This is a genomic window from Isoptericola sp. BMS4, from assembly GCF_011634835.1.
Classification (GTDB): domain Bacteria; phylum Actinomycetota; class Actinomycetes; order Actinomycetales; family Cellulomonadaceae; genus Isoptericola.
The window spans coordinates 2,801,875-2,814,913 of record NZ_SIRP01000001.1 but is presented as its reverse complement, the minus strand read 5'-3'; the positions used below and the strand labels follow the sequence as shown (position 1 = coordinate 2,814,913).

Annotated in this window: 11 protein-coding genes; 8 read left to right on the top strand and 3 right to left on the bottom strand. The window is 73.0% G+C overall.

Annotated features, from left to right (window positions below; genetic code table 11):
- The first annotated feature begins 1 nt into the window (after position 1).
- Both EYB28_RS12645 and EYB28_RS12640 read left to right on the top strand, forming a co-directional pair.
- A complete protein-coding gene (locus tag EYB28_RS12645) occupies positions 2-1,564 on the top strand; it encodes an RNA polymerase sigma factor (RefSeq protein WP_240930543.1) in 1,563 nt (520 codons plus the stop codon).
- A gap of 254 nt (positions 1,565-1,818) precedes the next feature.
- On the top strand, positions 1,819-4,311 hold the full coding sequence (locus tag EYB28_RS12640; protein WP_205710911.1) for a LamG-like jellyroll fold domain-containing protein: 2,493 nt from the start codon (positions 1,819-1,821) through the stop codon (positions 4,309-4,311).
- 72 nt (positions 4,312-4,383) lie between these two features.
- Here EYB28_RS12640 and EYB28_RS12635 read toward each other — a convergent pair whose 3' ends face one another.
- The gene (locus EYB28_RS12635) at positions 4,384-4,599 is read right to left on the bottom strand and encodes a hypothetical protein (RefSeq protein ID WP_240930542.1); all 216 of its coding nucleotides are present in this window, start codon (positions 4,597-4,599) and stop codon (positions 4,384-4,386) included.
- A 115-nt stretch (positions 4,600-4,714) separates the two neighbouring features.
- Here EYB28_RS12635 and EYB28_RS12630 point away from each other — a divergent pair, with 115 nt between their 5' ends.
- The 4 genes from EYB28_RS12630 to EYB28_RS12615 all read left to right on the top strand — a co-directional run bounded on the left by EYB28_RS12630 (position 4,715) and on the right by EYB28_RS12615 (position 8,364).
- The gene (locus tag EYB28_RS12630) at positions 4,715-6,841 is read left to right on the top strand and encodes a type IIA DNA topoisomerase subunit B (RefSeq protein ID WP_166848406.1); all 2,127 of its coding nucleotides are present in this window, start codon (positions 4,715-4,717) and stop codon (positions 6,839-6,841) included.
- A gap of 86 nt (positions 6,842-6,927) precedes the next feature.
- Positions 6,928-7,344: a DUF4430 domain-containing protein gene (locus tag EYB28_RS12625; RefSeq protein WP_166848402.1), complete on the top strand. Its 417-nt coding sequence runs from the start codon at positions 6,928-6,930 to the stop codon at positions 7,342-7,344.
- Positions 7,341-7,958, top strand: a complete 618-nt coding sequence (locus EYB28_RS12620; protein WP_240930541.1) for a DUF6580 family putative transport protein — start codon at positions 7,341-7,343, stop codon at positions 7,956-7,958. Before EYB28_RS12625 ends, EYB28_RS12620 begins: the two co-directional genes overlap by 4 nt.
- Positions 7,959-7,995: 37 nt before the next feature.
- Complete coding sequence (locus tag EYB28_RS12615) at positions 7,996-8,364, top strand: DUF2200 domain-containing protein (protein WP_166848399.1); 369 nt, start codon at positions 7,996-7,998, stop codon at positions 8,362-8,364.
- Positions 8,365-8,374: 10 nt separating this feature from the next.
- Here the strand turns inward: EYB28_RS12615 and EYB28_RS12610 are convergent, their stop codons facing one another.
- On the bottom strand, positions 8,375-8,953 hold the full coding sequence (locus tag EYB28_RS12610) for a dihydrofolate reductase family protein (RefSeq protein WP_166848396.1): 579 nt from the start codon (positions 8,951-8,953) through the stop codon (positions 8,375-8,377).
- Between the two features lie 124 nt (positions 8,954-9,077).
- Positions 9,078-9,704: an antibiotic biosynthesis monooxygenase gene (locus EYB28_RS12605; protein ID WP_166848393.1), complete on the bottom strand. Its 627-nt coding sequence runs from the start codon at positions 9,702-9,704 to the stop codon at positions 9,078-9,080.
- A gap of 192 nt (positions 9,705-9,896) precedes the next feature.
- Between EYB28_RS12605 and EYB28_RS12600 the strand changes: the two genes are divergently transcribed.
- Together EYB28_RS12600 and EYB28_RS12595 are read left to right on the top strand one after the other, a co-directional pair.
- A complete protein-coding gene (locus EYB28_RS12600) occupies positions 9,897-10,337 on the top strand; it encodes a CBS domain-containing protein (RefSeq protein WP_166848390.1) in 441 nt (146 codons plus the stop codon).
- Between the two features lie 158 nt (positions 10,338-10,495).
- Complete coding sequence (locus EYB28_RS12595; protein WP_166848387.1) at positions 10,496-13,036, top strand: VWA domain-containing protein; 2,541 nt, start codon at positions 10,496-10,498, stop codon at positions 13,034-13,036.
- Positions 13,037-13,039: the final 3 nt, after the last annotated feature.

Genomic DNA, 13,039 nt, shown 5'->3' with positions numbered 1-13,039 from the left:
TGTGGCGTCCACTGCGCAGAACCCCGCTCTTCCCCGCGAGTTCGAGCACCCTGCTCTGCAGGAGCTGCTCGCTCGCGGCACCGCCGCCGGTCGTGTCGACGCCGAGAGCTTCCGCGTCGCCTGCGAGGAGGCCTCGGTCGGTGACCCGAAGCGCCTGAAGGCGGTGCTGCGCGCGCTCGCCACCGCCGGGGTCGAGATCGGGGTGCCGTCGGCCACCAAGGTCGCGGCCGCGACCTCCGGCCGCGCGACGGCGACCCGCGCGAAGGCGCCCGCCGCGAAGCCGGCGCCCCAGCCCGCCGCGCCCCCCGCGCCCCCCGCGCCCGAGGCCGTCGAGGAGCCGGCGCAGAACGAGGCAGGGCCGTCGGGCGACGCGACCGAGACCGCGCCGGCCAAGCCCGCCCGCAAGTCGGCCACCCGCACGGCGAAGTCCACCGGTCGTGGACGCAAGGCGAAGGACGACGTCGCGGAGCCCGGCGAGGGCACCGACGCCGGGGTGAAGCTCGGGGAGGTCGAGGCGCCCGCCGCGACGTCGGGCAAGGGCTCCTCGAAGGACGACGAGCAGGCCGGCTTCGTGTACTCGGACTCCGACGAGGAGGACCAGCCCGCGCAGCAGGTCGTCACGGCGGGGGCCACGGCCGACCCGGTCAAGGACTACCTCAAGCAGATCGGCAAGGTCGCGCTGCTGAACGCCGAGCAGGAGGTCGAGCTCGCGAAGCGGATCGAGGCCGGCCTGTTCGCCGAGGAGCGCCTCGCGAAGGACTACGCCGACTTCGACCGCACCAAGGCCACCGCCGACGAGCGGCGCATGTGGCGTGACCTGCGGTGGATCGCGCACGATGGCAAGCGCGCCAAGAACCACCTGCTCGAGGCCAACCTGCGTCTGGTCGTCTCGCTGGCGAAGCGGTACACCGGTCGCGGCATGCTCTTCCTGGACCTGATCCAGGAGGGCAACCTCGGTCTGATCCGCGCGGTCGAGAAGTTCGACTACACCAAGGGCTACAAGTTCTCGACGTACGCCACGTGGTGGATCCGCCAGGCCATCACCCGCGCGATGGCCGACCAGGCCCGCACCATCCGTATCCCGGTGCACATGGTCGAGGTCATCAACAAGCTGGCCCGCGTCCAGCGCCAGATGCTCCAGGACCTCGGTCGCGAGCCGCTCCCGGAGGAGCTGGCCAAGGAGCTCGACATGACCCCCGAGAAGGTCGTCGAGGTCCAGAAGTACGGCCGCGAGCCCATCTCGCTGCACACCCCGCTCGGCGAGGACGGCGACAGCGAGTTCGGTGACCTCATCGAGGACTCCGAGGCCGTCGTCCCCGCGGACGCCGTGTCGTTCACCCTGCTGCAGGAGCAGCTGCACCAGGTGCTCGACACCCTCTCGGAGCGGGAGGCCGGCGTGGTCTCCATGCGGTTCGGCCTGCAGGACGGCCAGCCCAAGACGCTCGACGAGATCGGCAAGGTCTACGGCGTCACGCGGGAGCGCATCCGGCAGATCGAGTCCAAGACGATGTCGAAGCTGCGCCACCCGTCGCGCTCGCAGGTGCTGCGGGACTACCTGGACTGATTCCCGCCGCGGTCGTCGTCGCACAGGCGGCCTGACGAGGGCCCGTCCCCGGTACTCCGGGGCCGGGCCCTCGTGCGTTCGCCGTGCGTCCCCGGCGGGTCTCGAGTTGCACGACGCGCGCGGACCCGGTGCGGTGGTCTCGTCACGACGGAGTGGACCGAGGAGAGGTGACAGCGTTGTCGTCCCGATTCAGAGCACACGATCCACGGGCGGGTTCCCGCCCCCGAGCAGCATCGTCCCGACGTCGCCGGCTGGTGGCGGCGCTCGCGGCGGTCGCGACCGGCGGGGTGCTGGCCGTGGCCGCACCGCTGCCCGCGTCGTCCGTCCCACCGACCGACGACGGCGCCGGCGGGGCCTGGCCGGTCACCGACGCCCGGCTGCCCACGCCCTGGACCTCGCAGGTCACGCCGGACAACGCGCTGCCGGAGTACCCGCGGCCCCAGCTGGAGCGCGAGCGCTGGGTCAACCTCAACGGCCTGTGGCAGTTCTCCGGGGCGTCAGCGGGGGAGGCCCCGCCGTTCGGCGAGGAGCTCGCCGAACGGATCCTGGTGCCGTACCCGACCGAGTCGGACCTCTCCGGCGTGGCACGGCACGAGGACCACATGTGGTACCGGCGCACGATGGACGTGCCGGCCTCCTGGCGCACCGCCGGGCAGCGCGTCCTGCTGCACTTCGGCGCGGTCGACCACGAGGCCACCGTGTGGGTCAACGGCCACGAGGTGGCCCGGCACTCCGGAGGCTACGGCCGGTTCTCGGCCGACGTCACCGACGCGCTGACGCGCTCCGGGCCGCAGGAGGTCGTCGTCGGCGTCACGGACCGCACGGACGCCACCTGGCAGCCGGTGGGCAAGCAGCGCCGCACGCCCGACCGCGGCATCTTCTACGAGGGCGCGTCCGGCATCTGGCAGACCGTGTGGGCCGAGCCGGTCGCCCCGGCGTACGTCGAGCGGCTGGACATGACGCCGGACATCGACACGGAGACGCTGTCGCTGACGGTCGACGGCGGGGGAGCGGCCGACGGCGCGACGGTGGAGGCCGTCGTCCGCGCGGGCGGGAAGCCCGTGAGCCGCACGACCGGCGTCGTGGGCGAGGCGTTCGACCTGCCCGTGCCCGACGCCCACCTCTGGTCGCCCGACGACCCGTTCCTCTACGACCTGCGGGTGCGGCTCCTCGACGGCCGACGGCCGGTGGACACCGTGGACTCGTACTTCGGCATGCGGGAGATCGGCGTGGCCCCGGGCGAGGACGGCAAGAACCGCATCACGCTGAACGGCGAGGTCCTCTTCCTGCTCTCGACCCTCGATCAGGGCTACTGGCCCGACGGGATCTACACCGCTCCCACCGACGAGGCGCTGGCGTTCGACCTCGAGCAGCACAAGGAGCTCGGCTTCAACACGGTGCGCAAGCACATCAAGGTGGAGCCGGACCGCTGGTTCTACCACGCGGACCGGCTCGGGCTGCTCGTGTGGCAGGACATGCCGTCGATGCGCACCGGCGGACGGCCGCCGGCGGCGGCGCAGGAGCAGTTCGAGCGCGAGCTGCACGAGATGGTCGACCAGCACTCGAGCTGGACGTCCGTGATCGGCTGGGTGCCGTTCAACGAGGGCTGGGCCGAGTGGTCCCGCGAGGCCACCGGTCGGATCGCCCGCGAGGTGAAGGAGCAGGACCCCTCGCGCCTCGTGGACGCGCACAGCGGCGTCAACTGCTGCGCCTCGCTCGGCGACAGCGGGGCCGGTGACGTCATCGACTGGCACCAGTACGTCGGTCCGGCGGAGCCGGTGCCGGACGCGACGCGCGCGTCGATCGACGGCGAGCACGGCGGGTTCGGCCTCGAGGTCGACGGCCACATGTGGTTCGGCGAGGGGCACGCGTACGAGATGACGCCGGACCGGGCCACGCTCACCCGCCGGTACGTCGAGAACCAGCGGGACGTCATCACCGCGGCCCAGCAGTGCGGTGTCGGCGGCTCGGTGTACACCCAGATCACCGACGTCGAGCACGAGGTCAACGGGTTCTTCACCTACGACCGGCAGGTCGAGAAGATGGACTTCGACCAGGTGCGCGCCGTCAACGAGGCCATCGTCCGCACCGCCGACGGGAGCGGCTCGGCCCCGCCGGACGTCGACCCCGGCACGCCGGGCCTCGAGGGGGTGCACGCCTACCGGTTCGACGAGGGCGCCGGAGCCGTGGCGGGCGACGCGGCGGGGGACGCCGACGCCGCCCTGACCGGCACCACCTGGACCGACGGTGTGGCCGGCGGCGCGCTCTCGTTCGCGGGCGCCGGGCAGGCCGACACCGGGGCGCCGCTGGTGCGTACCGACGCCAGCTACTCCGCCTCGGCGTGGGTGCGCCTGGACGAGGTGGGCGGCGCGTTCCAGACCGTCGTCAGCCAGGACACGGGCACGAACAGCGCCTTCTTCCTGCAGTACTCGGGGCAGGACCGGCGCTGGGCCATGAGCTTCGTCGGGATGCGCGCCCTGTCGCCCGCCGAGCCCGAGCCCGGGCGGTGGTACCACCTGACCGGCGTGCGTGACGCGGAGGCCGGCACGCTCGCCCTGTACGTCGACGGCGAGAAGGTCGACGAGCGGCAGGTGTGCACGGCGCCCGAGTCCTCGGGCAGCACGGTGATCGGGCGCGGGGAGTACGGCGGGGAGCAGGTCGACTTCCTGCACGGCGCCGTCGACGACGTGCGCATCTTCGACCGCGCGCTGGCGCCGGAGGAGGTGGCCCGGCTGGCGGTGCGCTGAGCCGCACGCACGAGGGCCCCGCTCCGGTCTCGGAGCGGGGCCCTCGTCGGTCGATCGGGGTCGGGGAGCGTGTCAGCCCGCTCCGTGCTCGGCGTGGAGCCGGTCGGTCTCGTCCTGGACGTGGACGGCGACGCCCTCGTAGGCGTCCGCGTGCGCGCGGGCGTGGTGACCGCAGAAGAGGAGCTCTCCGACGGGCAGGACCACTCGCACGTACGCCTGGGCGCCGCAGCGGTCGCAGCGGTCGGCGGCGGTCAGCGGCTGGCTGGGTTCGGTCGTCGTGGTGCTCACGTGACCATCCAACCATCCCGCCACCGGGCCGCATCCCGCGAGGAGGGCCGGTTCGCTCCGGGCATAGCGGTGTGGGACACACGGACACGCGTTCGAGTCGTCTACCCTCGTTCCCGTGACAGCCACGTCCGAGTCCGGGTACACCGCGCGCCACCTCTCCGTCCTCGAGGGTCTCGAGGCGGTGCGCAAGCGACCGGGCATGTACATCGGGTCGACCGACTCCCGGGGCCTGATGCACTGCCTGTGGGAGATCATCGACAACTCCGTCGACGAGGCGCTCGGTGGGCACGCCACCACGATCCGCGTGGTGCTGCACGCCGACTCCTCCGTCTCGGTGGAGGACGACGGCCGCGGCATCCCCGTCGACTCGGAGCGCAAGACGGGACTGTCCGGCGTCGAGGTGGTCTTCACCAAGCTGCACGCGGGCGGCAAGTTCGGCGGCGGCTCCTACACGGCCTCGGGCGGCCTGCACGGCGTCGGCGCGTCCGTGGTCAACGCCCTGTCGGCGCGCCTCGACGTCGAGGTCGACCGGGGCGGCAAGACGTACGGGATGACGTTCCACCGCGGCGAGCCGGGCACCTTCGACGACCCGGCGTCGGGTCCGTCGCCGGACTCGCCCTTCTCGCCGTTCACCGACCACAGCGAGCTCGCCGTCGTCGGCAAGGCCAAGCGCGGCGTCACGGGCACGCGGGTGCGGTACTGGGCGGACCGGCAGGTCTTCCCCCGTACGGCGGTGTTCAGCTACGACGAGCTCGTCACCCGCGCGCGGCAGACGACGTTCCTCGTCCCGGGGCTGAAGATCACGGTCCGTGACGAGCGCGGCCTGCCGGGCACGCCGGGGGAGTCCGGCCCGCACGAGGAGGTCTTCCAGCACGACGGCGGCGCCGTCGACTTCGTGGAGTTCCTCGCCCCGGACACCCCCGTCACGAGCACGTGGCGCCTGCGCGGCTCGGGCCACTTCACCGAGACCGTGCCCGTGCTCGACTCGCGCGGCCACATGACGCCGCAGGAGGTGCAGCGCGACTGCGAGGTCGATGTGGCGCTGCGCTGGGGCAACGGGTACGACACCGAGGTGCGCACGTTCGTCAACATCATCGCGACGCCGAAGGGCGGCGCGCACCTGTCCGGGTTCGAGCAGGGCCTGCTCAGGACGATCCGCAAGCAGGTGGAGGCGAACGCCCGCCGCCTGAAGGTCTCCACCAAGGACAGCGCGGAGCGCATCGAGAAGGACGACGCCCTGGCCGGCCTCACCGCGGTGGTCACCGTGCGGCTGGCCGAGCCGCAGTTCGAGGGCCAGACCAAGGAGGTGCTGGGCACCGCCCCGGTGCGCGGCATCGTGACGCGCGTCGTCGAGAAGGAGCTCGGTGCGCTGCTCACGTCGTCCAAGCGGGACGAGAAGGCGCAGGCCGCGCTGCTGCTCGACAAGGTCGTCGCCGAGATGCGCGCCCGCGTCACAGCGCGCAAGCAGAAGGAGATCTCGCGCCGCAAGAACGCCCTGGAGTCGTCCTCGCTGCCGGCCAAGCTCGCCGACTGCCGCAGCGACGACGTGAACCGCAGCGAGCTGTTCATCGTCGAGGGCGACAGCGCGCTCGGCACGGCCAAGCTGGCGCGCTCGTCCGACTTCCAGGCACTCCTGCCGATCCGTGGCAAGATCCTCAACGTCCAGAAGGCGTCGATCAGCGACATGCTGCGCAACGCGGAGTGCGCGGCGATCATCCAGGTCATCGGGGCCGGGTCGGGCCGCTCCTTCGACCTCGAGGCGGCCCGGTACGGCAAGGTCGTCCTGATGACCGACGCCGACGTCGACGGTGCCCACATCCGGACCCTGCTGCTCACGCTCTTCTACCGTTACATGCGCCCGATGCTCGAGGCCGGCCGGGTCTTCGCGGCCGTCCCGCCGCTGCACCGCATCGAGGTGATCGGGTCGGGCCGCCGCAAGAACGAGTACCTGTACACGTACTCGGAGGCCGAGCTGACGGCGACGCTCAAGCGGCTCGACCGGGCCGGACGGCGCTACAAGGAGGACATCCAGCGCTACAAGGGCCTGGGGGAGATGGACGCCGACCAGCTCGCCGAGACCACCATGGACCCGAGGCACCGGACCCTGCGCCGGGTCAACGTGGAGCAGGCCGAGGCCGCCGAGCGGGTCTTCGAGCTGCTCATGGGCAGCGACGTCGCGCCGCGCAAGGAGTTCATCGTCGCCGGCGCGCAGACCCTCGACCACGCCCGCATCGACGCCTGACCGCGGCGCCGCCCCGCCGGGCGGGCGGGGTGCCCGCATGGCGGCTCCCCGCGCGGGCGGGTCCGGGCCGCGGGTACCCTCGGGCCGTGAAGACCGCAACCTCCTCGTCGTTCCGTCGACTGCTCACGGCCGTGCCGGCCGTGGCCCTGGCCGCGGGCCTGGTGGCCGGATGCTCCGGCTCCGACCCCGCGTCGACGCCCACCGGGTCCGCGTCGGCGTCGGTCGACCCGACCGAGCACGTCGCCGAGAACCTCACCGAGTTCTCGTACGACGGCGAGGACGGCAGGACGGCGCTCGAGCTGCTGGAGGAGCACGACCCGGACGCGAGCGTGCAGGGCGAGGGGGAGAACGCCTTCGTGACGGCGATCCGCGGCCGCGAGGCGGACCAGGACTCGGAGTTCTGGGCCCTGTACGTGGACGGTGAGCAGGCCCAGGTCGGCGCAGGGACGCTCGAGACGAAGGACGGCCAGACGATCACGTGGAAGCTGGAGGAGTTCGAGTGAGCGTCCACCCCACGGGCTCGCGCCTGCTGGAGCCGCTGACGGCCCGCGAGCTCGCCCAGCGCTGGTGGCGGCCCGCCACCGCGGTCGTCCTCGTCGTCCTGGCCGTCGTCTGGCGGCTGGTCAAGGACGGTCTCGGGGCTCCGCCGAACCTGGAGCTGTCGACGGCGGCCGCGTTCGTCGCCGCCGGTCTGCTGCCGCACCGGCTCGCGATGCTCGCGCCGCTCGTCGTGGTGGCGGTCAGCGACGTGCTGCTCGGCAACTCCTCGGTCCTCGTCTTCACGTGGACGGCGTGGGCCGTGGTCGGCGTCGGCGCCTGGTGGGCGGGCCGGGCCCGGGGCGCCGCCAGGTTCGTCAGCGCCGTCGGGTTCGGCGTCGGGTCCTCGCTGTTCTTCTATCTGTGGACCAACGCGGGCGTCTGGTGGCTCGGGCGCGGCACGTTCTACCCGCCGGGCCTCGACGGACTGCTGGCCAGCTACGTCGCCGGCCTGCCGTTCCTGCGCCCGATGCTGGTGGGCAACCTGCTGCTGATGCCGCTCGCCGCGGGCCTGGTCGCGCTGGTCGAGCGCCTCGAGCGCGTCACCGTCCTGACCGCCTCGACCCTGCCCGCGCGCTGACCGGACTCACGACCGGGACCGACGGGAGACGACACCGATGGCCGCTGAACGCGTCCGGCGCATGCCCTTCGCCGACATCTACCCGCTGTACCTGAAGAAGGTGGAGCGCAAGGGCCGCGACGCCGCCGACGTGGACCGCGTCATCACGTGGCTCACGGGGTACGACGAGGCGGGGCTGGCCGCCGCGGTCGCCGACGAGGTCGATCTGGAGACGTTCTTCGACCGCGCGCCACGCATGAACCCGCACGCCGACCTCATCACGGGCGTGATCTGCGGGGTCCGGGTCGAGGAGATCGACGACCCGCTGATGCAGCGGATCCGCTGGATGGACAAGCTCGTCGACGAGGTCGCGCGGGGCAAGAAGATGACGTCGATCATGCGCGGCGGCGAGCCCGCGGCGCGGTAGGCGGCCCGCGTCAGTCGTCGGCCCGCGGGGGGCCGTCGAGCACCGTCGGGACGTACTCGAGCAGCTGGATCCGATCGTCGAACGTCCGGCTGGTGACCAGGTCGAGCGCGAGGTCGGGGTAGCCGTCGAAGATGCGCTCGCGGCCGGTCGCACCGGTGATCACGGGGAACACCACGACCCGGAACCGGTCCACGACGCCGGCGCGCAGCAGCGAGCGGCTCAGCGTCAGGCTGCCGATCGTGCGCAGGGGGCCGGGCTCACGGGTCTTCATGTCGCGGACTGCCGCGACCGGGTCGGTGTCGACGAGCTCGCTGTTCGCCCACGCCAGCGGTGCCTCCAGCGTCGTCGAGAAGACGACCTTCCGCATCGCCGTCAGCGGGGCGAGGCCGGGGTCGTCCGGCATGTCGGCGGCGAAGCCGGACATCAGGCGGTACGTCCTCGCTCCCATGAGCGTCGTGTACTCGTGCTCGCCGTCATCCTCGAGCCATGCCAGGTACTCCGGACCCTCCATGCCCCAGAATCCCGGCCACCCTTCCGCCGACGCGTACCCGTCCAGCGAGATGATGAAGTCCACCATGAGGTCCGACATGCTGCGTGCTCCTTCGTCGTCCGTGCTCCTGTCGTCATGGTGACCAGGGGCGGGCCGGGAACTCATCGGAGCGCGCACCACGCCGGACCCGCCGACCGGGCCGGTCCGGCGTGGTGGCCCGTGCTCAGGCCATCTCGGGGACGTGCAGGTGGGCGATCGCGACCTCCATCTCCTCGGCCCGGTCGACCGTGGCGCCGAGGTCGTCGGCGATCCGCCCGTGCAGCCGGACCAGGTCGTCGCGGCACGCCGCGATCGACGTGCTGCTGTCGAAGACGTCGGTGGCCACGATCCTGCCGGTCTCCCGGTCGACCATGAGGCTGGTGCTGCAGAACCCGCCTAGGTCCTCCAGCTGCGCGAGCGCCACCATCCGGTGCAGGTCGACGGCGTGGTCGACCGCGGACGGGTCACAGCTCATCCAGGTGAGGTGGGCGCAGGACCCGTCGGGGGAGGCGTGGTCGCGGTGCACCACGGCCACCTCCCACTGATGCACGGCGCTCGGGCCGGAACTGCCCAGGGCCCGCTCGGCGCGCTCGCGCAGCGGGCGGACGGCGGCGTCGCTCGTCAGCATCGCGTCCTCGGACTGCCACGCCGTGGTGGCGACGCAGCGCCCGGTGCCGTGGTCGGTCAGCAGCGACATCCCGATGCAGCCGTCCATCGCGGTGACCTGCGGGAAGATCTCCTCGCGGACGACGCGTGCCCCGTCGTCGACGCGGGCGGGATCCCCGCGAACCTCTGTGGTGCGTACGTACATGGCGGACTCCCTGGCTCGGGCAGCGCCCGGACGGCACTGCCGTCCCTCCTCACACTCCGCCGCCGCGCGGCGGGGGTCAAGGCCGTCGGCCGGTCGGAGTCCTCGCCGGGTCGAGCGGCGGCGGGTGCCGTACCGTCGGATCAGGGGTCGGGGACGACGGTGTCCCCGCCCTGAGCGACGGAGGCGGTTCGCATGCGGGTCACGGACGTGCTGCGGCACAAGGGGGACGCGGTCGCCACGATGCCGCGCAGCGGGTCGGTCCGCGAGCTGCTGGCCCTGCTGGACGCGCACGGCATCGGGGCCGTCGTCGTGTCCGACGACGGCGCGCGGGTCGACGGGATCGTCAGCGAGCGGGATGTCGTACGCCGGCTGCACACCGACGGCGACGGGGTGCTCGACGCCACGGTTGCGCACATCATGTCGACGGACGTGCAGACCTGCGCCCCGGGCACCCTGCTCGACGACCTGATGCCGGTCATGACCGAGCACCGCGTGCGGCACATCCCCGTGGTCGCGGACGGCCGCCTCGCGGGCATCGTGAGCATCGGGGACGTGGTCAAGCGGCGCATGGCCGAGGTGCAGGCGGAGCGCGACCAGCTGACCGACTACATCACCGGCGGGCGCTCCGGCTGAAGGCCGGGCACCCGGCCCGCGCACGACCGGAACCTCGCGCCGGCAGGGTCCCGGACGGTGACGGTGCCGCCGACCGTGAGCGGGGTGCGCCCCGACCTGCGCACCGGGAGCCTCGCGGCTAGCGTGCTCGTGTACACACGGTGCGTCGAAGGAGCGGGATGCGCGAGGTGGTCGCGGGTCGGGTCGCGGCGGCGGCGGTCACGGCCGCCCTGGTGGCCGGAGGTGCGGGACTGACGCTCGTCGCGGCCCCGGTGGCCACGGCGGAGGTCCCGGCTCCGGCGGGGGACGAGTCGGTCGTCACGGTGAGCGTGGGGAGCGACCGCACCGGGACCCGGGACGTGGCGCCGCTGCCCGGCGTCGAGCTCGGCCTGTTCGCCGCCGCGGGCGATGCCGACCCGGTCGACCCGACGTGGGGCCTGTGCACGTCCGACGCGGACGGCGACTGCTCGTTCGTCGTCCCGGACACCGGCGACGGCGGTGCGAACGCGGGCGCGCAGTACGTGGTCGAGCAGGTCTCCGCGCCCGCCGGCTGGTACACGAACCCGACGCTGCGCGTCGGCAACGGCAGCGGGAGCGAGTCGGTCGCGCAGGACTACGTCTTCACCACGCCGGCGCTCGCGGGCGGGGAGACGTACTCGTCGACGGACGGGTCGATCGACTTCATGTTCGGTGCCGCCTCCAGCAGCCAGCCCCGCACCGACTCGGAGGGCGTCTGGCAGCAGTCGCGCACCAACCCGGAGCTCGCGCCGCAGTGCGGCGCGGACATCGCGCTGCTCCTCGACTTCTCGTCCTCGCTGGGCAGCCAGGTCGACGACCTCAAGGCCGCCACGGACTCGATCGCCGACGCCCTGGTGGGCACGCCGTCGAACCTGGCGGTGTTCTCGTTCGACAGCTACTCACCGAGCTCCGGCTCGGACGGCAACCACCCGGACCTCGTCTCGGTGGCGACCCAGCAGGGCGCTGACGAGTTCAAGGCGCAGTACGCGGACTGGACCACAGGGTCGGGAACCAACTGGGACCAGGGGCTGTGGGCGGTGGCGCAGGCCGACCCGGACTACGAGCTGGTCATCATGATCACCGACGGCAACCCGACGCGGTTCAGCGCGGACCCGCGTCTCGGCACGGGCGGCACCACGCACTTCCGCGACGTCGAGAACGGCATCTACTCCGCGAACGCCGTCAAGGCCACGGGCTCGCGGCTGCTGGCGCTCGGCGTCGGCTCCGGCATCGACGACGTCACCCGACTCAACCTGCGGGCACTGTCCGGTGAGACGTTCTACGACGGCACCAACGCCGCGGACGCCGACTACTACGACCTCGCCGACTTCGAGACGGCGGGCTCGGCGCTGCGCGACCTCGTGCTCGGCGGGTGCGAGGGGCGCGTCAACGTCACCAAGGCGGTCGTGCCCGCCGAGAACGCGGCCGGGGACGTCACCGGTGCGGTGCCGGGCGGCGCGGGCTGGCAGTTCGACGCCGCGACCGGCACGCCCGGGGTGAGCCTCGACCCGTCGTCGGCCACGACCACGGACGACGGCACGGGCAGCGTCGCGTTCGACGTCGAGTACGCCGACGGGCTCACGGACGCCGACGTGACGGTCGCCGAGGCGCAGCGGCCGGGCTATGCCCTGTTCCCGGTCGACGGCGAGAACGCCGTGTGCGTCGACAAGCTCGACGGCGACGCGCCCCTGGCGGTGACGAGCGCCGGTGACACGTCGTTCGGCGTCACGCTCCCGGAGGCGGGGTTCGTCAGCTGCACGGTCTACAACCAGCCGCTGAGCGCGATCGTCGTGGACAAGACGTGGGTGATCGACGGCGTCGAGTACGCCGAGGGGGACCAGCCCGACGGGTACGCGGCCCAGCTCACGCTGACCGGTCCGGGCGGCGCGGGCGCGTCGGACCAGGACTGGGGCGACGAGCGCGGCGGCTACCAGGGGCCCGAGGACGTGACGGTCGCGGAGGACGTGACGATCCCCGAACAGTGTGTCCTCGCCGACGCCGAGGTGACCGGCGTCGACGGCGAGGAGGTCGACCCCGAGCCGCTCCCGTACGCCACGACGGCGGCGGCCCCGGCGCGCGAGGTCGTGGTGACCAACCGCGTGACCTGCCCGCCGATGCTCACCCTGGTCAAGGAGGTCGTCAACGACGACGGCGGGACGGCGGTCCCCGAGGACTGGACGCTCTCCGCGAGCGGCCCGGTCGACGTCGAGGGGGTCACCGGCGACGACGCGGTGACGTTCGCGCCGGTCGAGCCGGGCGACTACACGCTCGCCGAGGACGGCCCCGACGGCTACACCTCGCTCGGCTGGGCCTGCGTCGACGACGCCACGGGCGACGACGTCCCGGTGACGGACGGCGTCGTCGGCGTGGGGGAGAGCGGTGCCGTCACCTGCACGGTGACCAACGACGACGACGCGGTGACGCCCAGCCCGACGCCCACCCCCACCGACCCGGCCCCCACACCGAGTGAGCCGACGCCGGCGGAGCCCACGCCGGCGCCGACGGCCCCGGGTGAGCCGACCGACGCGCCGTCGGACATGCCCCCGTACCCGGGTCCCGGCGGCTCGGGCGGCGGCACGGCGGGTCCGGGGACGCTGCCCGTGACGGGGGCGACCGTCGCCGGGGTGCTCGGTGCCGCGCTGGTGCTGGCCGGGGCCGGCACGGCGCTGGTGCTCGCCGTCCGCCGTCGCCGGTCTGCCTGAGGC